The sequence below is a fragment of the Chryseobacterium sp. PTM-20240506 genome (assembly GCF_048296755.1).
Taxonomy (GTDB): domain Bacteria; phylum Bacteroidota; class Bacteroidia; order Flavobacteriales; family Weeksellaceae; genus Chryseobacterium; species Chryseobacterium proteolyticum.
The window spans coordinates 1,655,164-1,681,193 of record NZ_CP182581.1 but is presented as its reverse complement, the minus strand read 5'-3'; the positions used below and the strand labels follow the sequence as shown (position 1 = coordinate 1,681,193).

General features: G+C 37.2%; 28 protein-coding genes. 19 read left to right on the top strand and 9 right to left on the bottom strand.

The window, feature by feature from the left end; all coding sequences use genetic code 11:
- Nucleotides 1-69 precede the first annotated feature (69 nt).
- The 4 genes from ACNFU2_RS07395 to ACNFU2_RS07380 all read right to left on the bottom strand — a co-directional run bounded on the left by ACNFU2_RS07395 (nucleotide 70) and on the right by ACNFU2_RS07380 (nucleotide 3,279).
- Nucleotides 70-246 (bottom strand): hypothetical protein, encoded by a 177-nt coding sequence (locus ACNFU2_RS07395; protein WP_273648494.1) that lies wholly within the window; start codon nucleotides 244-246, stop codon nucleotides 70-72.
- Nucleotides 247-424: 178 nt separating this feature from the next.
- A complete protein-coding gene (locus ACNFU2_RS07390; protein WP_306614667.1) occupies nucleotides 425-703 on the bottom strand; it encodes an Ada metal-binding domain-containing protein in 279 nt (92 codons plus the stop codon).
- Nucleotides 704-779: 76 nt separating this feature from the next.
- Nucleotides 780-1,493: a 2OG-Fe(II) oxygenase gene (locus tag ACNFU2_RS07385; protein ID WP_306614666.1), complete on the bottom strand. Its 714-nt coding sequence runs from the start codon at nucleotides 1,491-1,493 to the stop codon at nucleotides 780-782.
- Nucleotides 1,494-1,656: 163 nt separating this feature from the next.
- Nucleotides 1,657-3,279 carry a hypothetical protein gene (locus ACNFU2_RS07380; RefSeq protein WP_418124481.1) on the bottom strand — a complete coding sequence of 541 codons (1,623 nt, stop codon included), beginning with the start codon at nucleotides 3,277-3,279 and terminating at the stop codon, nucleotides 1,657-1,659.
- Between the two features lie 467 nt (nucleotides 3,280-3,746).
- Between ACNFU2_RS07380 and ACNFU2_RS07375 the strand changes: the two genes are divergently transcribed.
- The gene (locus tag ACNFU2_RS07375) at nucleotides 3,747-4,358 is read left to right on the top strand and encodes a DUF4142 domain-containing protein (protein WP_418124479.1); all 612 of its coding nucleotides are present in this window, start codon (nucleotides 3,747-3,749) and stop codon (nucleotides 4,356-4,358) included.
- 161 nt (nucleotides 4,359-4,519) lie between these two features.
- Here ACNFU2_RS07375 and ACNFU2_RS07370 read toward each other — a convergent pair whose 3' ends face one another.
- Nucleotides 4,520-6,922 (bottom strand): hypothetical protein, encoded by a 2,403-nt coding sequence (locus ACNFU2_RS07370; protein WP_418124477.1) that lies wholly within the window; start codon nucleotides 6,920-6,922, stop codon nucleotides 4,520-4,522.
- 372 nt (nucleotides 6,923-7,294) lie between these two features.
- On the opposite strand from ACNFU2_RS07370, the gene ACNFU2_RS07365 reads away from it, so the two are divergent.
- The 9 genes from ACNFU2_RS07365 to ACNFU2_RS07325 all read left to right on the top strand — a co-directional run bounded on the left by ACNFU2_RS07365 (nucleotide 7,295) and on the right by ACNFU2_RS07325 (nucleotide 15,056).
- A complete protein-coding gene (locus ACNFU2_RS07365) occupies nucleotides 7,295-7,951 on the top strand; it encodes a MarR family winged helix-turn-helix transcriptional regulator (RefSeq protein WP_418124475.1) in 657 nt (218 codons plus the stop codon).
- A gap of 36 nt (nucleotides 7,952-7,987) precedes the next feature.
- Nucleotides 7,988-9,484 (top strand): phytoene desaturase family protein, encoded by a 1,497-nt coding sequence (locus ACNFU2_RS07360; protein ID WP_273648486.1) that lies wholly within the window; start codon nucleotides 7,988-7,990, stop codon nucleotides 9,482-9,484.
- A 1-nt stretch (nucleotide 9,485) separates the two neighbouring features.
- The gene (locus tag ACNFU2_RS07355; RefSeq protein ID WP_273648485.1) at nucleotides 9,486-10,322 is read left to right on the top strand and encodes a phytoene/squalene synthase family protein; all 837 of its coding nucleotides are present in this window, start codon (nucleotides 9,486-9,488) and stop codon (nucleotides 10,320-10,322) included.
- Between the two features lie 12 nt (nucleotides 10,323-10,334).
- A complete protein-coding gene (locus tag ACNFU2_RS07350) occupies nucleotides 10,335-10,802 on the top strand; it encodes an SRPBCC family protein (protein ID WP_418124473.1) in 468 nt (155 codons plus the stop codon).
- A gap of 1 nt (nucleotide 10,803) precedes the next feature.
- Nucleotides 10,804-11,256 carry a sterol desaturase family protein gene (locus ACNFU2_RS07345; protein ID WP_172279165.1) on the top strand — a complete coding sequence of 151 codons (453 nt, stop codon included), beginning with the start codon at nucleotides 10,804-10,806 and terminating at the stop codon, nucleotides 11,254-11,256.
- Nucleotides 11,253-11,960, top strand: coding sequence for a lycopene cyclase domain-containing protein (locus ACNFU2_RS07340; RefSeq protein WP_172279163.1), 708 nt, complete (start codon nucleotides 11,253-11,255; stop codon nucleotides 11,958-11,960). The genes ACNFU2_RS07345 and ACNFU2_RS07340 overlap by 4 nt, the downstream gene beginning before the upstream one ends.
- A gap of 34 nt (nucleotides 11,961-11,994) precedes the next feature.
- Entirely contained in the window at nucleotides 11,995-13,278 is a 1,284-nt protein-coding gene (locus ACNFU2_RS07335; RefSeq protein ID WP_172279161.1) for a cryptochrome/photolyase family protein, read from the top strand.
- Between the two features lie 10 nt (nucleotides 13,279-13,288).
- Nucleotides 13,289-14,317, top strand: a complete 1,029-nt coding sequence (hemH, locus tag ACNFU2_RS07330) for a ferrochelatase (protein ID WP_418124470.1) — start codon at nucleotides 13,289-13,291, stop codon at nucleotides 14,315-14,317.
- A 64-nt stretch (nucleotides 14,318-14,381) separates the two neighbouring features.
- Nucleotides 14,382-15,056 carry a MarR family winged helix-turn-helix transcriptional regulator gene (locus ACNFU2_RS07325; RefSeq protein WP_172279157.1) on the top strand — a complete coding sequence of 225 codons (675 nt, stop codon included), beginning with the start codon at nucleotides 14,382-14,384 and terminating at the stop codon, nucleotides 15,054-15,056.
- 69 nt (nucleotides 15,057-15,125) lie between these two features.
- Here the strand turns inward: ACNFU2_RS07325 and ACNFU2_RS07320 are convergent, their stop codons facing one another.
- Nucleotides 15,126-16,079: a beta-1,6-N-acetylglucosaminyltransferase gene (locus ACNFU2_RS07320; protein ID WP_418124467.1), complete on the bottom strand. Its 954-nt coding sequence runs from the start codon at nucleotides 16,077-16,079 to the stop codon at nucleotides 15,126-15,128.
- A 302-nt stretch (nucleotides 16,080-16,381) separates the two neighbouring features.
- Here ACNFU2_RS07320 and ACNFU2_RS07315 point away from each other — a divergent pair, with 302 nt between their 5' ends.
- Together ACNFU2_RS07315 and ACNFU2_RS07310 are read left to right on the top strand one after the other, a co-directional pair.
- Nucleotides 16,382-17,530, top strand: coding sequence for a cation:proton antiporter (locus ACNFU2_RS07315; RefSeq protein ID WP_418124465.1), 1,149 nt, complete (start codon nucleotides 16,382-16,384; stop codon nucleotides 17,528-17,530).
- Between the two features lie 188 nt (nucleotides 17,531-17,718).
- Nucleotides 17,719-18,171 (top strand): Hsp20/alpha crystallin family protein, encoded by a 453-nt coding sequence (locus tag ACNFU2_RS07310; protein ID WP_172279151.1) that lies wholly within the window; start codon nucleotides 17,719-17,721, stop codon nucleotides 18,169-18,171.
- Between the two features lie 125 nt (nucleotides 18,172-18,296).
- Here the strand turns inward: ACNFU2_RS07310 and ACNFU2_RS07305 are convergent, their stop codons facing one another.
- Both ACNFU2_RS07305 and ACNFU2_RS07300 read right to left on the bottom strand, forming a co-directional pair.
- Nucleotides 18,297-18,614, bottom strand: a complete 318-nt coding sequence (locus tag ACNFU2_RS07305) for a nuclear transport factor 2 family protein (RefSeq protein WP_418124462.1) — start codon at nucleotides 18,612-18,614, stop codon at nucleotides 18,297-18,299.
- A gap of 20 nt (nucleotides 18,615-18,634) precedes the next feature.
- A complete protein-coding gene (locus tag ACNFU2_RS07300; protein WP_172279147.1) occupies nucleotides 18,635-19,429 on the bottom strand; it encodes an SDR family oxidoreductase in 795 nt (264 codons plus the stop codon).
- 144 nt (nucleotides 19,430-19,573) lie between these two features.
- On the opposite strand from ACNFU2_RS07300, the gene ACNFU2_RS07295 reads away from it, so the two are divergent.
- On the top strand, nucleotides 19,574-19,927 hold the full coding sequence (locus ACNFU2_RS07295) for a winged helix-turn-helix transcriptional regulator (RefSeq protein WP_228456963.1): 354 nt from the start codon (nucleotides 19,574-19,576) through the stop codon (nucleotides 19,925-19,927).
- Nucleotides 19,928-20,004: 77 nt separating this feature from the next.
- Here ACNFU2_RS07295 and ACNFU2_RS07290 read toward each other — a convergent pair whose 3' ends face one another.
- Nucleotides 20,005-20,595, bottom strand: coding sequence for a Crp/Fnr family transcriptional regulator (locus tag ACNFU2_RS07290; protein WP_418124460.1), 591 nt, complete (start codon nucleotides 20,593-20,595; stop codon nucleotides 20,005-20,007).
- Nucleotides 20,596-20,792: 197 nt separating this feature from the next.
- On the opposite strand from ACNFU2_RS07290, the gene ACNFU2_RS07285 reads away from it, so the two are divergent.
- The 6 genes from ACNFU2_RS07285 (at nucleotide 20,793) to ACNFU2_RS07260 (ending at nucleotide 26,015) form a co-directional block, all read left to right on the top strand.
- Nucleotides 20,793-21,305 carry a YceI family protein gene (locus ACNFU2_RS07285; RefSeq protein ID WP_273648472.1) on the top strand — a complete coding sequence of 171 codons (513 nt, stop codon included), beginning with the start codon at nucleotides 20,793-20,795 and terminating at the stop codon, nucleotides 21,303-21,305.
- Between the two features lie 260 nt (nucleotides 21,306-21,565).
- Nucleotides 21,566-22,387 carry an alpha/beta fold hydrolase gene (locus tag ACNFU2_RS07280; protein ID WP_172279139.1) on the top strand — a complete coding sequence of 274 codons (822 nt, stop codon included), beginning with the start codon at nucleotides 21,566-21,568 and terminating at the stop codon, nucleotides 22,385-22,387.
- A gap of 27 nt (nucleotides 22,388-22,414) precedes the next feature.
- Nucleotides 22,415-22,903: a MaoC family dehydratase gene (locus ACNFU2_RS07275; RefSeq protein WP_172279137.1), complete on the top strand. Its 489-nt coding sequence runs from the start codon at nucleotides 22,415-22,417 to the stop codon at nucleotides 22,901-22,903.
- Nucleotides 22,904-23,030: 127 nt separating this feature from the next.
- A complete protein-coding gene (locus tag ACNFU2_RS07270; RefSeq protein WP_273648471.1) occupies nucleotides 23,031-23,942 on the top strand; it encodes an alpha/beta fold hydrolase in 912 nt (303 codons plus the stop codon).
- A gap of 32 nt (nucleotides 23,943-23,974) precedes the next feature.
- Nucleotides 23,975-24,607, top strand: coding sequence for a hydrolase (locus tag ACNFU2_RS07265; RefSeq protein ID WP_273648470.1), 633 nt, complete (start codon nucleotides 23,975-23,977; stop codon nucleotides 24,605-24,607).
- A gap of 64 nt (nucleotides 24,608-24,671) precedes the next feature.
- The gene (locus ACNFU2_RS07260; RefSeq protein WP_306614618.1) at nucleotides 24,672-26,015 is read left to right on the top strand and encodes an alginate export family protein; all 1,344 of its coding nucleotides are present in this window, start codon (nucleotides 24,672-24,674) and stop codon (nucleotides 26,013-26,015) included.
- Nucleotides 26,016-26,030 lie beyond the last annotated feature (15 nt).

Below are 26,030 nucleotides of genomic sequence, written 5' to 3'. Positions count from 1 at the left end.
TATAAATATAAGAAAAGCATCATTAAAATAATGATGCTTTTTATGTGAGTGGATCACAATATTTCATTACTAGTCCGGATCCGGATAGAGTGGTGGACAGCTGTTAAGGCGGTCACATTTCATATCAAGCGTCTCGCATTGTCTTGGTGTACACATCGGATAAGATAGATCCGGATCATTTCCTCCTGTAATTTTTTTCAGTTCTCTTTTGGTGAGCTTTTGGGGTAAGTTTTTTAAGTTTTTCATAAATTGGTATTTAGTTTTTATTTTTTTATAAAAAATACATATCCAATATACATAAATAAACTTTATTAAAATATGATGTGAGGAGCGAATGAGGATTCCGTAAATTCCTTTTCAAAGTATTTAATAATGGATACAGCAATATTAATATTCACTTTTATTATGTATGATCCGATGATTCTTATGTAGTTCTCACTTTACTAGTCTTCTTTTTCCATTCCTCATATTTTTCCTTCATGCAGTTTCCGCAAGGCCTATAGTTATATGTAAGCGCTTCTTCTTCGTTTTTAAAGAAAACACGGTTTTCGGTCTTCATTCTTTTACCTGAAGAACACGAAAGTAAACCATAAATCTTTGCTTTTTTATAACCACCAAGTGTTATAACGCCATTACGGATCAGAGAGCTGAGCGCTTTTTTTCTTTCCTCGGAAGTCTGGCCGAGATCGGTATGCTTTATCATCTTATTGCTTGATATTGGTTTCCAGATTTATTTTTATCTCAAAAAGTCTTTTAAACCGTTTTGATGGAGGTAAGACTTAACTCAATCCATCATGGAAAATAATACCCAGGCTGTGCCTGTGTCCACTGTGAACAGGACTTACACCATGTTTCATATGAACCCGGTAATACCCTTTAGAGCCTTTCACCGGACGGAAATTGGTGGTGAGTATCAGCATATCGCCCCGGTTGGGTTTTAATACATTAGCTTTGGATTGCGCACGGGGAATCTGCTCTGTTATAACAAATTCTCCACCTGTATAATCCTCCTCTGTCTGATCCAGCATAAAAACGATCTGCATCGGAAAATAAATTTCACCATACAGATCCTGATGCAAGGTGTTAAATCCACCTTCACTATATTTTAATATTAATACTGTTGGCTTTTCCTGGTTATGTTCCATACAGAGTTTTTTCATCTCCTTATGCGTGGAAGGGAATGTTTTTTCAATAGCAAGTTCCTGCATCCACTGATTGGCCACCGGTGCTATTTCAGCATATACCTGTTCCCGTATTGTGGTAATGAGTTCAGGTAAAGGATATTGGAAATATTTATACTCTCCCCGGCCAAAACGATATCGTTCCATATTGATGGTTTTGCGGTACGTGTTGTCTGCATTGTATAAAGTAATTAAATTGTCACATTCCATTTTTGTTAATACATCCCGGACAATCACAAAACCCTTATCGTGCAATTCCCTTTTTACTGAATGCCAATCCTTCGCAGCAAGCCTCTTTTCTATATCTTTCATATCATGATCTTTATGAAATAAAATTAGCTTTACACAGAGAAATAAGAAATCCGAAACTTGCGGTATTGTACTAAAATTGATGTGGATTTTCTTTAACGACGCTATTGTTGCAGCCATATGGATATCCGCATCTTACTATTGCAGTATATGGTCAGTATCTATTTTATTTAAATTTCAGACCTATCATGAGTATCATTGTGGTATCCATAGCGACTTGCTCGTGTCCACGTTTTACATGTTCAAAACCATATGCCTGATTGAGAAGAGCTGTACGTTTTATAGCAACATCCTTTTTACTATAAGGATGAGCTTTGTCCTCCTCATTGTTTTTCTTCTTGGCATGATTATACATTAGCCCTTTAGATAATATACGATCGCTTATCAGGAACGATCTATTACTCTGTAAGCGCATGTCGGTAAGCCTTTGTCCTGTGCTTGTGTCGACTGGTGACATAAAAGCAGGTTCCGATAGGGCACACCTCGCACAGGTATATTTAAGTAAAAGTTTCCCTTCAGACAAATAACCTTCAAAAGGTACGGACAGGTAAATATCAGCCGGCCGGCTGTACATTTGGTAAATGGCCGTCATAATAGCTGGTTCAGCACAGTTACTTGGCATCCAGTTTTCAAGCATAGTGATCCTGTTTTGTCTATTTTTATTGTCCCTATATTCGGGAGTTTGCAGGAAATATAAGCTGGATTGCATTGAAGGTGTTTTTATGCCAAGGCGTTGCATAATATCCACATGCTTAAGTAACCTTTCGACTGTTTTTTCATAAGAATTACCGGCTGCATCTATGGGATCGGGGACTCCCATGCTGATATAACTATTTCTTTCAATCTGTACTTCTTCTAAATTAAATTTTTCACCATAAGGCCTGATACCAGAGGCTCCAAAGACGGGTCTGAAAGTTGCTCCACTACGATCTTTCATATGTCCCTCTTTAATGTACATAATACAAATACATCCTTTCCTGCTACCAGGTAATATGCCTGTTTCTCCTGTAAACAAATTATGCTTCATTAAAAGTTTGCGCGCATGCTGATGCATGATTTCATGTCTGTTAATTTTGTTGGAACTGTTGAATGTGAGCCACCGGCTTTTTGGGAAAATTGCTGCCAGGCGTGAGTCACTAGGCAATAACATAACACCGGATTTTATAAGCGATATATAACGTTCATCAATTTTCAGAAACTGAGTAACTTCTTTGAATAGCTCTTTTTCTTCTTTTTTTATCCTGATAGCTGTTTCTTTTTTCTCATCTTCGAGGTCTTTTTTTGTTTTTTTTATTTTTTGATCATATGATCGCTCAGACTTTCTGATTATTTTCCTCTTGTATCCTTCATGGGTACGTTGCCTGAAATGTATTGGTCTGGAACGTTCATATTCCAGCTGGCGAATTTGATCTGAGTATCTTTTTTCAAGTTTAGCCAATTCAATCTTAGGCTTATCCTCCAGATCTTTCAGGTGAGACATAATAGTCAGATAATTGATCTTATAATTGTACATTTTTTTCATTCTGCTTAACTCAGCTTCTAAGATTTTTTGCTCTTCCGTATCGGGTGCAGATGAGATGTAATTTTGCCTTATACGGTTTATGTAATACAAATCCTCTTTCAGGTAAAAGCTGACATCTTTTTTTACAACCTTTAAGTCATATTCATAGTCCTGTAGTGATCCTTCTGAGCCCCATTGAAATCTTTCATCGTTGTCAATATCCAGGCTTTGTAAAATAGTTCGTATCTGAGATAGTTCTTCCTTTTGCTTTACAAGTTTTTCTTTCATAGTATTATTTCTTAAGCGATATGTAATATTTCCATCTCTCCATTTTTGTGGTTTGATTTTCCATCTTATGGGACATTATGATTCTGGAATTCTATTGAACTGAATCCCGAAACATCTCCATAAACCAGGTTTGTATTGCTAATTTCCTATGAAAATTGAATTTGTGGTTCAGGGCATACCCCTATTTTTTGTAAATCAGGTGTTGGATTGGGGTATTGTTTTCTTTTTTTCTTAATGAATTGAGTATATAGGTTTTAGACTACCGAGGTATTGGTTTTACAATGTTTTACCATAAGAAAGATTTACCCTTTTAGAAACATAAAAAGATAAAAAGTGATTGATGAATATGATTCAGGTCATAAAGTATCCGGTTTTACTTTTCTAAATTCGATGTGAAACAGAAATGATCTTCTCCGGTGTAAGGGATGATTTTTTTTATTTACTGACCAAACCAATTTAATTATATTATGAAAAATTCAATTTTAACCCTTCTTGCAGTTTCCACGATGTTGGCCTGTAAGAAAAGCGAAACAACGACAGTTAATCAACCGATGGACAGTACAGCAGTGGCTCCTTCCGTTGATTCACCAGCTGTGACGGCCGATTCTACCACTGTATCAGGCACTACCAATACCAAAGTCTCCCTTTCGGATCAGGATAAGAAATTTGCCGATGGGGCAGCTCAGGGAGGTTTGATGGAGGTAATGATGGGGAAGCTTGCCGCGACGAATGCTTCCGACAAAAATGTAAAAAACCTGGGTGAAATGATGGTAAAAGATCACAGTAAAGCGAATGAAGAACTAAAAAGCTGGGCGTCAACAGTTGGTTATACTTTACCAACAAGTTTAGATGCTGAAAAACAAAAGAAATACGATGAGCTGAAGTCTAAAAAAGGAGCAGAATTCGATCGTATGTATAGTGATCTTATGGTGAGTGACCACAAAGAAGATATTGCAGAGTTCAAAAAAGAAGCTGCTGATGGTCAGGAAGCTTCACTGAAGTCATTTGCAAGCAAAACCTTGCCAACTTTGGATCACCATTTAATGGAAGCACAAAAAACAAAATCCGGAATAAAGTAAAAATAAAGCCACAAATTGTAAGAAACGTAAATCTTAGAATGATGTGTGAACCGTTTTTTTCGATCCTGTGGCTTTATTTTATTAATCTTACGGATTAACAAATAATAAAAGATTCGAAAACGTGCAGTTTTCGAATCTTTTTATTTGGAGATAGATAAATACTATTTAAACACCCTGTTTTCATACAGAATATTGTCATCTTCATCAAAACTGATGATCAGTACCTTATATTGTTTTGCGGTGTCGTTATTGAAGAATTTAATTCTTGGAGGAACATAATCACTGTCATACAGATTAGGATTCCAGTAAAGCGTTTCCCGCGTGTCATTTTCAATTTTCTTTGCAGGATCATCCGTATCCAGTGTTTCAATAGGAAATTCTGATGGTTTGTCGTATCCCTTTATAACCGATAGGTTGTTCTTTTGAGGATCCTTCTCGTTACTTTTAGATTTCATATTGCCTCTCATTGTATAGATGAGTACTGCGTTACCGATTAGTCCGGAACCCTTAATAATTTTCACCATGGCAATATTGTTGACCGGAAGGCTGGTGATCATACTTGCATCGGTAGGGGTTTCATCCAGGTAAAGCTTGGCTTGCTGACCACGGATATAGGGTACATTGATCCCTGAGTTATTTCTCTGGAATGTTAAACCGGCAGCTCTTCCCTGCAGCCAGTCCAATATATTGGTTGATCCGGCGACATGTTGGTCCTCGTTAACGAAATCGAATATAGTGGAATTCACGGAACTGAACATTCCCGAGGATAGTTGTTTGTTTAATTCTTCTTTGGGATCCTTCTTTTTTCCTGTTAATTGGACTTCTTCAATTTGGACATCAATATGTTCCAGCTTTTTAATATTTTTCTGAGTGTTGATGGCTTTTGAAATGGCCGGAGGAAGTTTTTTATTCTCAGGGGCTGTTACCAATGTGTATTTCGTAGCCGGCAAGCTTCCTTTAAAGGGTGTTGGGATAACCAAGGGTTCTACCGTCACGAATAAATGATCATTTTCTGATTCCTTACCCTTCTCAGAATTTGCAAATACGGAAACGTTCAGGGGTTCATCAAAACTAAGATTGTTCAAATAAATATATCCCATCTGATCGGTTCTGAACTGATTGATACTGGGTTCGTTTTCCCCTAATTTTAGAACTACATTTACATTGGTATCTCTCATCAGGGCGTTGTCTTTAAGGGGTTTTATCCTGTAAGAAAGAAATTTCTGAGAATTGGCTTTAATGGCGGGAACCGTTCCGCTAAGTACTGAATTCCAGTCAAACCTTTTCCAGTTTTCAGAAATAAGCAGGGCATCCAAAGCTTCGGTATTGGCATTTTTAGAGAAGTATTGGGCTGGACTGTCTATTTTTGAAGAAAGATCTCCCGTTAACCAAAGGCTGCTCAGGATATTCTCTTCTTCAGTTATGTTACTTCCGTCATCCTCACTTACCAGAACCGTATAATTTTTAAAATAAGATTCCGGTGAAAGGTCGATACTGTTGAAAGATCTTGGTGTTTCTTTTAAATTCTGGCCAACAATTTCTGCTTTCTCAATCTTTAAATTATTCGGTTTGATAAAGCAAAGTCTTTTTGCGACCAGATTGTCCTGTTCATCAAAAATAGCCAGCTGTAAAACACCATTGGCCCCATTGCTGATTTTTGTAGGGATCGTGCTTGAGACTTCACTGGTTAATTGGGTAATATTTGCCTTGTAAGCTAAGTGATTATTAATGGTCCCTACAATTTTATAATTCTGAAGCTGTTGTTTTAAATTAACTCCTTTTAAACTGTATTTTATCCCTTCATTCGAGCTGGAAACTTCTACATGAAGACCGCTGTCTGTAACTTCGGGTAAATTGATGGTTTGCTTTTTTCCTGCATTATCTTCAATGATGGCCTGGTATTTTTTTCCTGATGCCGGTGTTATTTTAAAAGAAGCTACATTTTTATCAAGCGAGGTGAAAGTGGTTATAGGAACATTTGGATTTTGTACGTCTATTATTTTTCCACTCCATTTTTCCGGAAGAGAAACATTGCCATAAAGTCTTATAGCAAATTTTGTAGGTGTACCATTAATGAAGTTTCCACCTTCAGGAAATGCTTTCGCGGACCAATCTGAATTTTTAGCAACTTCTAATGCTTTAGTTGAGGTAGGATTGTAAACCGGAAAGGTTTTAACAATTTGGAAATCATCGCTGAAATTCGTCATGTACGGAGTATAGGCCCTTACAAAATAAACCTGCTCCGGAAGGTCTGCTTTAAGCTTGAAATCTCCGCTGCCTTCGCCATTGGTAAGAAGTACTGTTTTCCAGTCTATTAATTTCTTATCGGAATCGTACAATTCCACAAACAGGGTGGTGGATAATGTCGAACGGTTGTAACCGTCAAATACAAAACCTTTAAACCAGATCTGGTCTCCCGCTGCATATTGAGGTTTATCGGTAAGGAGGTATACTTTTTCCTGTTCGTAATTATTTTCAAGATTAGTGATTGCTTTTTCCAGTTTGGTTTGTGATAATAAGGGTTGAACCGTTGAAATCAGCATTAAAAAGAAGATATTTTTCATAAAAATCTTAGTGCATTTGTCCAATGCTAAATTACTCAATTAAAGATTCCGAATTTGATATTTGTCTTTTAACTTAAAAAATTAATGAGATTTTAATTAATTATGAGATTTATATATAAAATTTTGGTTATAAGCTTGTTTATAGTTTATTAATATACATTTTTTTTTCCTCTCTTTTTATTCTGTTCCTTGGTGTTTTGAAATTATTTAATTAATTGTTTATCAGTATGTTATTGGATTTTATGATCACATGGTATTCTTTAATTTAAATGCTCTTACCAATTGACTTATACGACTTTGAACAAAAATAAAATACAATAAAAGTATATTTATATTCTTTTATAAGTATATTTGTGTACTAATTTATTCGCTATGAATTATGATCTTATCAAAACAGTGGTAGAGCTTATTCAGCAATTTATGGAGCAAAATGAAGACAAAGCTCTATACAGTAACGACATCCAGGGTTTTGCGGAATGGTTAATTATTTCGCATCCTGAGGATTCTGAATCAGAACCTGGATGGCTGGGGATGGAATCAGGAAGGAGCACCGACAGTATTATCAATACTTTATTGACAAGGATGGGGAGATATGCAAAATCTTACTCGCGATCAGCAACCTACCACTCCGTTTTTTCAAGCCAGGATGATTTCATTTACCTTGTAAGCCTGAAGTCTGTAGGACCCATGACCAAAATGGAATTGATAAGACGTAATGTGCATGAAAAATCTTCGGGCATTCTTATTATTAATCGTTTGATCAGAAATGGCTGGGTAAAACAGGAGATTTCTCAAAAAGATAAAAGAACAAAACATGTTCAGCTAACACAGGAAGGCCTTACTGTATTAAATGAGCATATGGATGAAATCCGTAAAGCCTCAAGGGCTGTAGTAGGAAACCTTACCCATTCTGAACAAATGCTGTTCATTGCCATACTCTCTAAATTGGATGAATTTCATCATTCCCTTTACCGTATGAATCTGGAAGCCCAGGAATTACTGGACGCTGTCTATAAAAAGCTGAACTGATGAAGTTTAAAAGTCTGTGTTAAAATGATTAAATAAATGATAACGAATACCAATAGCTTAAGAAAAAGAATTGCCGTGATAGGCTCGGGATTTTCCGGACTTTCTGCTGCTGCGTATGCTGCAAAATCAGGACATGAAGTACATGTATTTGAAAAGCATAACCAGCCTGGCGGACGGGCAAGACAATTTAAAACGGAAAACGGGTATGTTTTTGATATGGGACCAAGCTGGTATTGGATGCCTGATATCATTGAAGACTTTTTCAGTGATTTTGATTATAAAGCATCCGATTTTTTTCAATTGGTATCGTTAGATCCTCAGTTTGAAATGGTTTTTTCAAAAGAGAAAGTCTCAGTTCCCGAGAAAAACAGTGAAATCCGGGATTTATTTGAAAAAATAGAACCCGGAGCTGGCCGGCGTTATGATCAGTTTATGCAGTCTGCTCAATTCAAATATGAAACGGGGATGAAAGACTTTGTGACAAAACCATGTTACAGCTGGCTTGAATTCGCGTCTTTAAAAATAGCGGGCAGTGCTCTGAAACTTGATCTTGTAAGTAATTTCAGAAAATATGTTTCGGGCTACTTTTCGGATCCGAAGCTCAGATCACTGATGGAATTTCCGGTTATATTCCTCGGTGCTTCACCGCAACATATTCCCGCATTGTACAGCCTGATGAATTACGGAGGATATGTCCTGGGAACAAAATATCCTATGGGAGGATTTTATCAGCTTGTTCTTGCCATGAAGAAGGTGGCAGAAAAACAAGGCGCAACTTTCCATTTTAACCATAACGTACAGCAGTTCAATACGGAAAAAGGCAAAGTTACTTCCATCAGGATCAATGGGGAAGACCATGAATTTGATGCCGTCATTGCCTCATCAGACTATCATCATACTGAAACATTAATTCCTGAATCCCTCAGAAACTATACCGATGCCTATTGGAAAACCAGAACCTTTGCTCCTTCATGTCTCATCTATTATCTCGGTGTTAAAGGGAAAATTCCTCATTTAAAGCATCACACCCTGTTTTTTGAAAATGAGCTTGATGATCATATAGATTGTATTTATAAAGATAAGAAGTGGCCGTCAAAACCCTTGTTTTATGTATGCTGTCCTTCAAAGACAGATCCGGATGTAGCACCTCAGGATGGCGAAAATCTTTTCTTGCTGTTGCCTCTTGCTCCGGGAATACATGACGAAGAGTCTCTAAGAGAGCAATATCTGATGAAAATGCTTGCAAGAATTGAAAAACATACGGGAGAAAGCGGTCTCCTATCCAGAATTGAATACAAAAGAAGTTATTGTGTCAGCGATTTTATTTCAGATTATAATGCTTATGAAGGTAACGCGTACGGATTATCCAATACATTATCCCAGACGGCTGTTTTAAAACCTAAAATAAGAAACAAAAAGATTAAGAATCTTTTTTATACAGGACAATTAACAGTTCCGGGACCGGGTGTTCCTCCGTCAGTAATTTCCGGAAAAATTGTAGCGGCTGAAGTTAGTAAACTAAAAATAAATTAATATGAAAAAATTGTTTGATGAATTGTCTTACGAAGTCAGTAAGAGCACCACACAAAAATACAGTTCCAGTTTCTCACTAGGAATATTGGCATTGAAGCCATCCATCAGACCTGCTATTTATGCTATTTATGGTTATGTACGCCTGGCAGATGAAATTGTTGATAGTTTTCATTGCTATGATAAAGAGAGACTTTTGAAAAGATTAAGAGCTGAAACCTATCGGGCACTGGAAGAGGGTATATCGCTGAATCCCATTTTGCATTCCTTTCAGGAAACAGTTCGCAGGTATGATATCGATACAAGGCTGATCAGGCAGTTTTTACACAGCATGGAAATGGATCTTCATAAAATTGATTATAACTCGGAACTCTATGATGAATATATCTATGGCTCTGCTGAAGTGGTGGGTTTGATGTGTCTGCAGATTTTTACTGAAGGTGACAAGCAGCAATTTGAAAAGCTGAAACCGTTTGCCATGAAATTGGGCTCTGCTTTTCAGAAAGTTAATTTTTTAAGGGATTTGAAAGATGACTATCAGGTCCTTGGACGAACCTATTTCCCGTCTGTAAATATGTCTGTCTTTGATAACACCGTGAAAGGGCAGATCGAAAAAGAAATTGAAGGAGAATTTAAAGAAGCATTACAGGGGATTAAAAAATTACCGGGTTCCTCTATGTTCGGAGTATACCTCGCATACAGATACTATCTGTCATTGTTTGAAAAAATAAAGAAGACAAGCTCTCATCGTATTTTACAGCAAAGGGTGAGGATCGCTAATTCACAGAAACTTTTTGTTGCGTTCAAAAGCTATATAAGATACAAAGCTGCTTATTTCTAATTAATAAAAAGAATGTTACACAGATTATACAGGGAGCAACAGTTAAATTGTACTATCGAATCGGTCTGGAATTTCTTCTCATCGCATGATCATTTTTCTGAAGCAACTCCTGAAGTAATGAATTTTCTGGTTGTTTCGGGTATTCTGGACCGGCCGGTTTTTAAAGGAATGGAAATAGAGTATAGGGTCTTGTCTTTTTTAGGAAGCCCGATCAAATGGGAAATGATGATCAGCCAGGTAGAAGATTATAAAAGCTTTACCGGCTTCCAGAAAAAAGGTCCGTATAAGTATTGGAATCATTTTCATGAATTCATTCCAAATGATAAAGGAGTATTGATGAAAGATACCGTAGATTATGAACTTCCCCTGGGGATCATAGGAAGAATAGCCCATCGGTTATTTATAAAGAAAAAGCTCGAAAGTATATTCGATTTAAGGTCCGGCGTTTTAAATGCTCTTTTTAACAATAATGATTATTAACATGAATTTTCTGATCGTCTTAGGTGTTTTTATTTCAATGGAAGGCGCAACATGGCTCATCCACAGGTATATTATGCACGGTTTTCTCTGGAGCCTGCATCGCGATCATCATGACCATAGTCATGATGGAAAACTGGAAAGAAATGACCTCTTCTTTTTCATTTTCGCAAGCCCGGCCATTGCTCTATTATACCTTGGAGTAAAACAGGAATTCAGTTATCTTTTTTTTGTAGGCCTTGGAATAAGCCTTTATGGAATGGCCTATTTCTTTGTGCATGATATTTTTATTCATCAAAGGGCAAAGGTCTTTACTAAGACAAAGAATCCGTATTTCCTTGCCATCAGACGTGCCCATAAACAGCATCATAAACATCTGGGAAAGGAAAGCGGGGAGTGCTTTGGTTTTTTGTGGGTTCCTGTAAAATATTTTAAAATGTATTTCAATAAAAAATGATGCCTTATACTTACATACTAATCAATTTTTTCACTGTTATCATTTGCTTTTTGGCTTCTTTTGATAAGAGAATACAGTTTCATAAGCTTTTCGGAAAGTTTTTGATTTCCTCTGCTATTGTAGCCATTCCTTTTATTGGCTGGGATATATGGTTCACTGCAAAAGGGGTGTGGTGGTTTGATCTCAGGTACACTATGGGATTTAAGATGGCCGGACTTCCTATTGAAGAGTGGCTGTTTTTTTTCTGCATTCCCTTTGCGTGTGTTTTTACCTACTACTGTCTGGACAAATTTTTTAATCTGGACTGGGCCAATGCTTTCAATAACCTGATCGTATTTGCTGCCGTTATTATCCTCAGTGTTACAGGACTTCTTTTTTATGACAGAATATATACCCTGGTAACGATCATTGTTACGATTTTCACCCTTTGTTATCTCCATTTTATAGGTAAAAAAGAATGGATAGGGAAAGCAAGCTTTGTGTATCTGGTCTTAATGCCGGGATTCTTTGCTGTAAATGGAATACTTACCGGTTCTTTGATTCAATCTCCGGTGGTGAATTATAACGCTGATGAGTTTATGGGGATCAGAATGGGGACCATTCCTGTCGAAGATGCTGTGTATGGTTACAGCCAGTTTTTGCTTATTATTTATTTCTTTAAAAAACTGACTGAAAGTAAAGAACAGAAAATTCCCAGCTATTAAACAAATACTATACTTTAATTGTAAAAGATACCTCATGGAGAAAGTAAATATTTTTTGGTTCAGAAGAGACCTTAGGCTGGAAGATAATGTTGGGCTTCATCATGCCCTTACCTCAGGGTTAAAGGTTGTTCCTGTTTTTATCTTTGATACTGAGATCCTGGACCGTCTTCCGGATAAAAATGATAAACGAGTAGATTATATTCATCAGGCTTTGCAACGGATGCATCAGACTTTGCAAAAATACAACAGCGGACTTACGGTTTATTATGGTAGTCCCGTCGATGCCTTTAAAAAACTAACGGAGGATTTTACTATTGATACGGTTTTTTGCAACAGGGATTATGAACCTTCAGCCATACAAAGGGACCAACGGGTAGCTGATCTGCTGCTGAAAAGTCATATTGATTTTAAAGATTTTAAAGATCAGGTACTGTTTGAGGGTAATGATATTGTGAAGGATGACCTTTCTCCTTATACCGTTTTTACTCCGTATTCTAAGAAATGGAAGGCAAATTTGAAAAACGTAGAAACTTTTACCATACAATTGGATCAGTTTGCAGATTATAACGGGCCTTCGGAGATCATCTCACTGAAAAAAATCGGATTTAAGAAAACAGATCTTGAATTTAAAGAACCTGAGCTGAAAAAGAATATAATAGATTCTTACGGAAAATACAGGGATTTTCCAGCTATGGATCATACGACACACCTTGGGATCGCGCTGCGTTTCGGTACCATTTCGGTAAGGAAATGTATACGGTACGCTGTTAAGCATAATGAAGTCTGGCTTAATGAGCTTATCTGGAGGGAATTTTTCATGCAGATTCTGTATCATTTTCCAGATGTTGTCCATCATTGTTTTAAAAAGAAATATGAAGATATTAAGTGGAGGAATGATGAAAAAGAGTTTAAGGCTTGGTGTAAAGGTAAAACAGGATATCCTATTGTGGATGCCGGAATGAGAGAGCTCAATCAAACCGGATTTATGCATAACAGGGTAAGAATGATCACTGCAAGTTTTCTTACCAAGCATCTGCTCATTGATTGGCGATGGGGAGAAGCCTATTTTGCTGAAAAATTATTAGACTATGATCTCGCAGCCAATAACGGGAACTGGCAATGGGCTGCAGGTTGCGGTTGTGATGCCGCACCTTACTTCAGGATATTTAATCCATATGAGCAGACTAAAAAATTTGATAAAGACACTAAATATATCACAAAATGGCTTCCCGCAGATTACAAGGAAGAACCGATTGTAGAACATGCAAAAGCCAGAGAAAGAGCATTAAAAACTTATAAGGAAGCATTAGCAGAATAAAGAAAAAGACATGGCAAAAAAAGGAATTTTATTAATCAATCTTGGTTCACCAAGATCAACGGCGGTAGAGGATGTAAAAGAATATCTGGATGAATTCCTGATGGATGAAAAAGTGATTGATTACAGGTGGATTTTCCGGGCACTTCTGGTTCGTGGAATTATTTTAAATACCCGGCCTGCGAAATCAGCAGAAGCTTATAAAACCGTCTGGACAGATGAAGGCTCACCCCTTATTGTTATAACAAAAAAGATACGGCAAAAGCTGCAAAAGCTCGTGGATGTTCCCGTTGAAATAGGAATGCGGTATGCTGAACCCAGCATTGAAACAGGCATCAGGAACCTGGCTGAAAAGGGAGTTACAGAAATTGTTTTACTTCCGCTTTATCCCCAATATGCGATGAGTACTACCGAAACTGTGATTGAAAAAGCTGAAGAAATAAGAAATAAAAAATTTCCCCATATAAAGATCAATTACATTCAGCCTTTTTATCATCGGGAACTGTATATCAATTGTCTGGCAGAAAGTATCCGGGAGAAACTTCCTGAAAATTTTGATGCCTTGTTGTTCTCTTATCATGGGGTTCCGGAAAGACATATTTACAAAACGGATCCAACGAAGACCTGTAATATGAATGATTGCTGTTATAAAGATACTCTTCCCAGCCATTCGTTTTGTTACCGCCATCAGTGTTTTAATACCACCGAGCAGGTGATCAAAAAACTGGGATTACCTAAAGATAAAGTGATTGTCTCTTTTCAGTCCCGATTAGGAAAAGACAAATGGATTGAACCTTATACAGATCATACATTAAAAACGATTCCCGGAAAAGGAATTAAAAATCTTGCTATTGTTTGTCCTGCATTTGTTTCAGATTGCCTTGAAACCCTGGAAGAAATTTCAGTTGAGGGAAAAGAACTCTTTCTGGAAGCAGGTGGTGAAAATTTCAATTATATACCTTGCCTGAATGATGAAGACCGATGGATTGAAGTCATCCGGACACTTTGCGAAGAGCAGCTGAATCAATTTTATTTGGTCTAGCTCATAATGGTAAGCTATAGACTTGTATGAGGAATTTGGTATATTTGTAAACTATTTAATTAAAATGAATTACACGCTTATTAAAGATTGTATAGATCTGTTACAGGATTTTGAAACGGAGGTCCGTTCCAATCCTGATTTATATCCGGACAATATCCAGGGCTTTAAAGCGTGGATTTCTGCTCAGGGAAATATGAGATCAAATCCTTTAGAGGAGCCCTATTGGGAGGGTAAAGAGAACGGAAGGACGCCGGAAAGTGCTATCAGTACACTGCTCGTTCATCTGAATCGGTATGCAAAAACCTATTCAAAATCTGCTATTCTTGATTCTGAATTTTCCACCCAGGAAGATTTTATCTATTTAATTAATTTAAAGGCGTTCGGAGAAATGACGAAGATGGCTCTTATCAAGAAAAATATTCATGATAAACCGGTAGGTATGCTTATTATTGCAAGATTACTGCGCCAGGGACTTATAGAGCAGACGGAATCCGAGGTCGATAAACGCAGCAAATTGATCCGTATCACGGAAAGGGGATTATCGGTTTTAGAAAAACAAATGGAAAAGATCCGCCAGGCCACGAATATTGTGGCAGGAAACCTTAATTACAACGAAAAGATGGAACTTATACGTATTCTCAATAAGCTGGATCGCTTTCATTATCCCATTTTTTCACGGAACATCCATTCCGATCAGCTGATCAATACAGTATATGAAGAGTATATATTGAAAGATTAATAGCTTTTTACCAGATTATCAGGGGATAGAAGATCAATATCACTTACTTGGTAAGTTTTAATAACTCTATTATGACCATTTATCGTTATGCTCATCCCTTTTTAGTTCTCTTTCCACCTCGTTCACTTCAGTTAGTGGAAGGTGGTAAGTTTCATCAATATATTTAAGAATATTTTGATGGATCTCATGATTTAACTTTCGGATAAAAAGCTGGTTAGTAGTTTTTAATAATCCGATAAGATGATTTTGGGATTGATCCCTGTTAAAAAAAGATTTTTCAATAGATGCCCTTTTATCATCATTTACAATAATATCTTTAAAAACCGTATTCATGAGCACGGTCTGAAAAAATGATTCTGCAGGTAAGAGCGTATGTAAATAATAATCCTCAAAATCCATTACCCGCTTGTTATTGGTTAAAAAGGAACATGTTTCTCGGGTGAACATAAACCATTTTCCGCCGATATAAGGAGTAACACCGTCCATGAATGCCCTTTTATAAATCATTGAAGAGATTTTATGGGTGAGTTCCGTGAAGTGGTTCTGTATCCTCTGAAGCGTAGCAGGTCTGTAAAACTTCTGATCATAATAAAAAAGATAGTTCCTGCCATTATTTACTGTGAGAAACTGACGGATAATATTTTGTGATTTAAGCGGATAATCTTCTCCGCTTAGGTTGACAAAATAATCCCATTCTGCGTTCACATTAAGTAAGTATTCCATGGCATTAAGTTCTGCCTGAATCATACTGAATCCGCCAGCTACGATATTTATGCTTTCCAGAATATAAACGTTGGGAAAATGTACCAGATACTGCTGGATTTCCTCGGTAAACTCTTCTTTGGCTTTCCGGTCTATATGAACCAGGTAAAACTGATCACGGGTGTAGATTTTTTCAAACATTGCCTTAAATATTTCCGGCTTGTGGTGTACCATGATAAAATAAGCAATTCGGATCTGAGAAGACGGGTTACTATCTGATTTGTGGGATAAGGGATGCGGTTGTACTGCGGTGGTTTGCATATGCTGGAATTATAAAATTATCCGCTCTATGCAAACAATTAGATTTATGGGTGTAAGGTACGAATATATTTTTGATAATCAGTTAATTAATGTATATTGAATGCCTCCCTCAATAAATCTTAGCAACCAGGAACCATGAAATTTTGACAGTATTTCAGAAAAAATATCACAGCATATCGACTGGTATTTTTTTTGTTGACTTTCCACATAGCCGGCCAGCTACCTTTACACTGCCGTTTAAACGGATTTTACTTGTTTGAATCTAAAGATTGAAATATTTAAACCCTAATAGTTATAGAGATATGCTTTGGACAGTATGTGTTTTGTGTATGACAATTTTAGGTCTGATGTTTTTGCTGAAAAAACTTAAGCAGCCCTATCTTATCGCTTATATTATTGCCGGGGTATTGTTGGGACCCTATGTTTTCAGAATTGTAGATAAACCAGATGAAATAGAAGTTATTGGAGAGATCGGGATATTGTTGCTGATGTTCTTCATCGGAATTGAAATCAATATTCCGAATAAAAGAAGTCTTATTATTAAGCCTGTGATGGCGCAGAGTATTAAAGTGTTGCTGAGCTTTGTATTTGCCTATCTCCTCGGAAGGATACTTCACCTGGACTATAAAAGTATTCTCCTGATTGCCATCCTTTTTATGTTCAACAGTACAGCAGTTGTTGTCGATTTTATGAAGAGGCATGGAACGTTAAATACCGCCTTTGGAATAATTATACTCAATATCCTGTTATTGCAGGACCTTCTTCTTGCTCCGGTACTGACCCTGCTAAAGTTCTGGAGTGGTGAAGAATTCAACATCTTTAACTTTGTGCTTCCTTTAGCTTTATGCATCGGTATTTTTTTAATATTCAGGAAGGTCAGAAATTTAAGGGAGATCAGAATTTCAAGTACTTTTCTTGAAAATGACCATGATCTGCAGGTTTTTTTTGGCCTTTTTATCTGTCTTGGCTTTGGTCTTATTGCGGAAACCATTGGTCTGAGTGCCGCATTGGGAAGTTTTATAGCAGGAGTTCTGGTTGGAAAAATACAGGCATTCCACTGGCTTGAAAACTCTTTGTTGCCCTTCAAGGTTTTCTTTATTTCACTTTTTTTCGTATCCATTGGTCTAAGACTGGATATTAATTATCTTTTATCCAATTATATGCTGATTGGTATCGGTACCTTGGTCGTTTTAATAAGCAATAGTATTATGTCATCCGTTTTCTTTCGGATTCTGAACTTCAGCTGGAAAGACAGTTTTTATGGTGGAGCATTGCTTTCTCAGACCGGGGAATTTGGGATCCTGGCACTATCTATTGCCTATAAATCCGATATGGTAGGATATGATCTGTATAAAGCCGGATTAGGTATTACCTGCTTGTCTCTATTATTATCCACCTTTTGGATCAGTTGCGGTGCATTTGTTAAGATTCGCAAATCTGTACGCAGTTAAAAATAAGGAATGAGAGATATGGGATTACAATCAGGACTCATTTTGTGTCACAAAAATGAAATTTTGACAGAAATTCTGAAAAAATATCACCATTTATCCGGTGGTATTTTTTTTGCTGGTTTTTAGGTACAGCTGGCCAGCTGATGTGTTATTAAATAATTGTTAAACTTATTTAAAAAGAGATTACTATGAATAATCTAATGAAAAGAAACGGAAACAGCAATTTAGGCATTTCAAACATCTTTGATGATTTTTTTAGTCGTGAACTTTTTAACTGGGGTAATAACAATTACTCATCTACCAGTACAACCGTACCATCGGTAAATATAAAGGAAAACGGAGATGCGTATGAGGTTCAGGTTGCTGCACCCGGAATGGATAAGAATGATTTTGATATCAGCCTTGATGGTAACCTGCTGACCATTTCATCCATGAAACAGGACAGTAGTGAAACAAAAGAAGAGAACTTCACCCGAAGAGAGTTCAGTTATCAGTCCTTCCAGCGTAGTTTTGAACTTCCGAAGAATGTTGTTGACCAGGATAACATTAACGCGAAATATGAAAACGGATTGCTTATGCTTACTATTCCTAAGAAGGAAGATGCAAAGCAGAAGCCACCAAGAAGGATTGAAATATCATAAAAATATTTAGAAAAATGGCTACCCATGGTAGCCATTTTTTATTAAAAGAGAATGAATAGCAGTATTTATAAACCAAAAAGCTGAAGTGAAATCTCCAGCTTTAATTAATTGTATCGGTTATTATATTAACCGGTTACTTTCAATGATTGAATATGTCCGTCAGACAATTGAAAATGATACTTCAAAACAATAGGGCTGCCAGGAAAGTCTCCTAAAACTTCTGCCGATAAAATATTTTCATTTTCATTATAGTCTAAAGGCTTCATAGTAGCATTGTAATCTTTGTTGGCTTTATCAATCCATTTTTCAATTTCAGTTTTTCCGTTATGAGTTTTGCCTTCATCAAATACTTCTGCATTTTCATTAAAACAATTGGCATAAGCAATACTGTCAAAATTGTTTTGGGCTTCGATTAAATCTGTGATAACTTTTGGTAGGTTCATTTTTTATTTTTTTAAGATGATTAAACTGTTGGCACTGTGCCACCATCGATTACAAATTCAGTTCCGGTTAAATAGCTGGCTCTTGGTGAAACTAGGAAACCTACTAATTCAGCAACTTCTCCCGGTTCTGCGGGTCTGCCGTAAGGTATTCCACCCAATGCATCCATAACACTTTGCATGGCTTCTTCTTCTGTACTATTTGCATTTCTTGCAATCTCACCCAGCCACGCTGTGGATGCCGTTGTATTGATCCATCCCGGTGAAACAGTCAGCACGCGGACACCTTTGGGGGTTACTTCATTTGACAAACTTTTACTGTAATTGATCAATGCTGCCTTTGCAGCTGCATACGGCAAAGTAGAATCATACAATGGCAGTTTACCCTGGATTGAAGCAATATGAATAATAACACCGCTTTTGCGCTCTATCATTTGTGGTAAAAACCCTCTGTCCAGTCTCACCGGAGCAAGCAGATTGGCTCGAAGAGTTGATTCCCAATCTTCATCGTTTAGTGCAATGAAACCTCCCGCAGGTGTTGATGAAGAACCAAGGTTGTTCACAAGAATGTCGAGTCTGCCATAAGTAGACAGCACTTCGCTGATGACATTTTGTGTTCCTTGAGCTGTACTTAAATCGGCCGAAATAAAATGCAGGTTTTCATTTTCTTTTTCAGGCTTGTTTCTCGCTGTAATAATAACCTTTGCACCGGCTTGTAGCAATCTCTCTGCTATGGCTTGTCCGGCCCCTTTTGTTCCTCCTGTTACCAAGGCAATTTTACCTTGAAGTTCATTGTTGTAATTAAATTGATTTTCCATTGTCTAATTCTTTGATACAAATTTCCGAAGTATCACTATTTTAGGCAATAACGGAAAATCGAATTGCATAGGGATAATTTATTCCCCTATTGTACAATTTGGTACATTGGGCTACATTTGTATATGCATGAAAGAAAAATACCTTTGAATTTGAACTGTGGCCTTGACCTTATTGGTGAAGTCCTTTATGGCAAGTGGAAAATCCGCCTGCTATGGTTTATCTATCAGGGACATCTGCGTCCAAGTGAATTACAGCGTAAAATTCCGGATGCATCAAGGCGTGTATTAAATATTCAATTAAAGGAACTTGAAGAGCATGAACTTGTCACTAAAAAAATCTATGCTCAGGTCCCTCCCAAAGTTGAATATTCACTCACAGATTTTGGTAAGACACTAATTCCTGTAATTTCTGTATTAGGCGGTTGGGGCGACGAGAATGAAGATAGACTGAGAAGAGTGATTCTGTCAAGAATGGGAGAGCATGATAAACATTCATAGCTTGCTTGATTTAATTATTAACGCTCAAAACAACGTTAACTATTTAATTGGTGATTCTTATTAAATTTTTCTCAAATCTATTTCTGTTTACGGATACGGCTTAAAGTTTCTTTTGTAATTCCCAAATACGATGCAATAAGATGTTGTGGAAATCTTTGTAAAAATGCAGGATGAGTTTTAAAAAGATTATGATAACGTTCTGCTGCGGAAAGGCTTATTGCATTATTGATGCGATTTTGCATCGCTATGCCGTGGTTCATATCCAATCGTTTTGTCAATTCATTTAAAGCCGGAATTTTTGTCATTTCGTTAATGTCTTCTTTTGAAATCATCAACATCTCAGTATCCTCATAGGCTTCAATAGTATAAATGGACGGTTTTGAGCCTAATAGACTTTCTCGATCAGCTACCCACCAGTTTTCCAGATAAAGGTTGATGACATTTTCCTTTCCAGAGTCGTCCACAGAATATTGTTTCATTGCTCCCTTAATGATGAAACCACAGTATTTGCAAATTTCTCCCTGCTTTAGAAAAAACAGTTTTTTTTCAATTTTTTTGTAAACAAATAACTCTCGTATAAATTTTTTGTCATCAGAACTTAATGTGGATGAGCTGTGAGCTTCGATATAACTGAAAAGAATTAAAAAACTGTCCTGATTGATATTCATAGTTAGGTCCTGAACTGATTTCTTGATTTACGAATTTAATGAAAATTATCTGGTCATTAAAAGTTATTATCAAATCCGTTATCAAAATAAATCATTGAATCATTTTGATGCAAAATATTTATTATCAAATATCAACAACTTCCAGACTTGGATGCCTGTAAATTTGCGATATAAATAACCTTTAAAATATAATTACAATGGCTACAAAATGGAACCTAGACCCGACACACAGTGAAATAACTTTCAAGGTAAGACATATGATGATTTCAAATGTCAAAGGAAATTTCACCAATTTTGATGTGCAGCTTGAAGCAGAAGACGATACTTTTACCAATGTAAAAACAGTAGCAACTATTCAGACAGATTCTATATCTACATACAATACCGACAGAGACAATCACCTGAAATCGGCAGACTTTTTTAATGTTGAAGTACATCCTGTAATCACTTTTGAAGCTTCTGCATTAAGCAATGAAGTAAAGGGTGATCTTACCATTAACCACATTACAAAACCAATTACTCTTGATGTGGATTTCAACGGAATTAAAGCAGATCCATACGGAAATACAAGAGCAGGATTTTCTTTTGAAGGCAAAATCAATAGAAAAGATTTCGGACTTACCTGGCATGCTGCGCTTGAGGGCGGAGGAGTAATGGTAAGCGATCAGGTGAAACTTGCGGGCGATTTACAGTTTGTAAAACAGCAATAAGAAAACATCAAATAGCAAACAATAGACAAGCCTTTGGAACCTCAAAGGCTTTTGTTTATTTATGATCGGAATTTTAATGGAATTTATTTCCATTGAACTTTCTTTATACAAAACTAAATAATGCAATCATAAAACTACGAAATATCGTAGTTTTTTTTATTATGATATTTTAAATAATATTCTGTAAATCAGGTGTTTTGTTGTTTTGGGTTATTTTTTGGCATTATGCTCATAAGTTTAATTCAAAAAATAATACAACAATGAGCACATTAACATTAAAAGACGGAACAGAAATTTTTTACAAAGATCAGGGACAAGGACCTGTCTTGATGTTTCACCACGGGTGGCCATTATCATCTGATGACTGGGATGCACAGGTAATTTTCTTTTTACAGAAAGGCTACAGAGTGGTTACCCACGACAGAAGAGGCCACGGACGCTCCAGCCAGAATATCTACAATCATACTATTGAACAATACGCTTCTGATGCTGCAGAACTGGTTGAATTTTTAGATCTGAAAGATGTTGTACACATCGGGCATTCAACAGGAGGTGGAGAAGTGATCCGTTATGTTAACAAATATGCAAACGGAAGAGCTAAGAAAGCGGTTCTGATCAGTGCCATTCCGCCGGTAATGGTTAAGAGTGAAAATAATCCTGACGGTGTTCCGATGTCAGTTTTTGATGATATCAGAGAACAGACGATGAACAACAGAAACCAGTTTTATTATGATCTTACTTTCCCTTTCTATGGCTATAACAGAGAAGGAGCGAGTGTAAAGGACGGAGTTCAGAGAAACTGGTGGAGACAAGGATTGATGGGAGGAATTGTTGCTCATTATGACGGGATCAAAGCTTTTTCAGAAACAGATTTAACCGAAGATTTAAAAGCTGTGGATATTCCTGTTTTGGTGATGCATGGTGAGGATGACCAAATCGTCCCTATTGCCAATGCGGCATTAAAATCAATTAAATTACTAAAGAACGGAAAACTGATCACATATCCGGGGTTCCCTCACGGAATGCCCACTACAGAGCATCAAACCATTAATAAAGACCTTTTGGAATTTATTGCTGAATAATTATCATTCCATTCAAATCCAAAATATATGGAAAACTCAAAAACTCACGAAGCGGAATTCAATCCTGAAGATTTTGCTATTGTTCCTGCCCGTACGTTTGACGAACTGAAAGTAGGTGAATTGTTCAGGGCGCCAAGCAGAACTCTTACTGATGCACATGCTTCAGCTTTTCAAACGGTTTCCTGTGATAATCATCCGATTCATTACGATGTGGAATATGCAAAAAGATATGGCCATGAAGCTCCGGTAGTTCACGGTTTGCAGGTATTGGCTTTTACCGCACCGGGCGCGACTCTTTTGCCTCATTACTTCGGAAGTGTTTTTATTGCTTTTTTAGAATTATCATGCCATTTTTTGAAAGAGGTACATTCAGGAGATACGTTGTATTCTTCGTTGGAAATCACCGATTTAACGCCACAGGAAGACAGAGGTATAGTGACCACAAAAGTGAGAGTCTATAACCAAAAATCTGAACTCGTTCTGGAAGGGCAGCATAAATATTTACTAAAAAGATAATTTCTTTTTCAAATCTGCTGTCTTCTTTTTAAATGGAGATCCTTTTAGGGAAGGCAGCTGATTCAATACCACTTTGACATGTTTACAATAAATCTGTCAAAAATCAGCCATTAAAAATATCATCATTATGAAACTAAAAACAATTTTTGGTACTGCCGTTTTATTGTCAGCGGTATTCCTTACCAATATTAATACACAAAATACGGCAAAATCTACGAAAGCCAGAGCAGAATATATCGAAGTGGAACCTAATGTAAGGCTTCATGTTTCCGACCTTGGAGAAGGTAAGCCGGTTGTTTTAATCCACGGTTATCCGGTAAGTGATGCTTCATGGGAGTACCAGTATCTTCCTTTAATTAAAGCGGGTTATCGGGTTATAGGAATCACTCTGAGAGGGTTCGGACAGTCGGACAAGCCTTATGGAAAATATGATTATGACCAGTTTGCTTCTGATATCAAAACTGTTTTAGACAAATTGGATATCAAAGATGCTACGTTGGGCGGCCATTCTATGGGTGGTGCGATTGCTTTGCATTACGTGGCGAAATACAACAGTGCTCATGTCAGTAAATTGGCATTATTCGCTGCTGCGGCACCTGTTCATACCAAAAAACCTGATTATCCTTATCCGCTATTTACAAAAGAAGATATTACCAAATGGATAGACCTTGTAAGCGTAGACAGACCGGGATTACTGAATACGATAGGTGAAAGATTTGTTTTATCCGCAACTTCTGTTTCACCAGGGGTAGGTACCTGGCTGGGAGGGATTGAAATGCAGTCATCTGCTTATGCAATGGAGCAGGCTTTAATCGCTTTAAGAGACGAAGATCTTCGTGGAGATTTACCGAAAATCAAGATTCCGACCCTTATCATGCAGGCAAAACAGGACAGGATAGTGGCTTATGCTTTAGCAGAGCAAATGAACAAAGCTATTAAAGGATCTAAGCTTATTCCTTTTGAAAACAGCGGACATGCACTGTTCCTCGAAGAAAAAGACAAATTCAATGAAGAATTATTAAAATTTCTTAAGCAATAAAATTCAAACTCAATAACATCTAAATAAACTTTATGAAACCATCATCAAAACTACTTTCTCCTGAAAATCATGCACTGGTACTGATTGATTTTGAAGGACAAATGGCATTTGCAACCAAAAGTATCTCTATGAACGAACTGCGTAACAATGTAGCAGTACTGTGTGGGGCATCCAAAATATTCAATGTTCCGACCATCATTACTACAGTTGCAGAACAAAGCTTTTCAGGTCCTGTTTTCCCGGAAATCGAGGAAGCATATCCTATGGCAACCTCAGGCTATATAGACAGAACAACGATGAATACATGGGAAGATGAAGCCGCTTATAAAGCCATTACAGGAACCAAGAAGCAAAAACTGGTTCTCGCAGGATTATGGACAGGCGTTTGTATTGTGGGGCCGGCATTATCTGCACTTGAGGAAGGCTATGACGTGTACGTCATTACCGATGCCTGTGGCGATGTAAGCGATGAGGCACACGAAAGAGCTGTACAGAGAATGATCCATTCAGGAGTAAAGCCTATGACTTCCATTCAGTATATCCTGGAACTTCAGAGAGACTGGGCACGTCAGGAAACATATGGTCCTGTAACTGACCTTATGAAAAAATATGGTGCTTCTTACGGATTGGGAATCCACTATGCTCACCATATGCTGAATCACTAAAATCCATATACCATTTTCAATGTTGAAATCTGCACCTTCAATACTGTTTTTAAAAGCTTTTATCATGACAGTTCTTTTATGTTCTGAAACTTTCTCCTCCCAGAGCTTTAAACTTCTGCGGTATGATGAAAATTATGAATATCTGAAAGATTCCACCAAAAGCTTTTATGATAAAATTAAATATCTCCCTCTCAATGAAAAGAAAGATATCTATCTCTCATTGGGTGGTGAGGCAAGGTATGAATATGTGGATTTCAACAACGAAGATTGGGGAAGGCTTAACATAGGACACAACGACTTTTTTCTCCAACGCTATGATCTTCATGCAGACTGGCATTTCGGGAAAAACTTCAGAATATTTTCACAGATCAGAAGTGCTTTGCAAAACGGAAGAAAAAACGGTTCAAGAGGCATTGATGAAGACCAGATGAATATTCAGAACCTCTTTCTGGATGCAGGTTTGGTGAATATGGAAGATCAGAAGCTGATAGTGAGACTGGGAAGACAGGAGCTGGACTACGGTTCCGGAAGATTAATTTCTGTGAGGGAAGGGCCGAATGCAAGGTTGTCTTTTACAGGAGCCAAAATCATGTATTCCTATAAAAATATTTCCGTAGATGCTTTTGCGATGATGGCAGACTCTATCAAGACCGGCGTTTTTGATAATACCATTTCAAAGCAGCTTAACCTTTGGGGACTTTATTCCAAAATTATTATTCCTGAAACCGGAAATCTGGATCTATATTACCTCGGAATCCGTAGAGATGAATCTGTTTTTGAAGCCGGAACAGCCAGAGAAAAGCGTCACACAATTGGCGGAAGGCTCTGGAAATATGGCGGCGGATTTATCTATAACCTGGAAGCGGCCTATCAGTTCGGACGTTTTGGAAACGACAATATCAGTGCCTGGACGGGCTCTGTGGATGTAGGATATCTCTTTGAAAACGTTAGATTCAGCCCAAGCATCAATCTGAGAAACGATTATATATCAGGAGATCATTCTAAAAACGATGGAAAGCTCGGTACATTTAATCCTTTATATCCAAAAGGAGGGTATTTCGGCTTCAGTCCGCAGGTGGGTCCTGTCAATTTAATTGATATTCATCCGTATATGACCCTTGATCTGACTTCCAAACTCAAAATGCAGATGGATGTTGTCTTCAACTGGCGATATTCCCTGAACGACGGAGTTTACCGGCCAAGCGGAGCATTGAACCGTCCCGGAAGCAGCTCAGATAAAAGGTATATCGGAACGGCTTATTTAACCAGCTTTACCTATAATTTCAACAAACATTTTTCTTTGGTGAGCGGACTTCAGTATTTCCACAAAGGACCTTTTATCGAAGATATCATTCAGGATGCAAAAAGCGGTGTTTTCTGGAATATAAGGCTGGGATTCAAATTTTAATCATTACTAAATCAT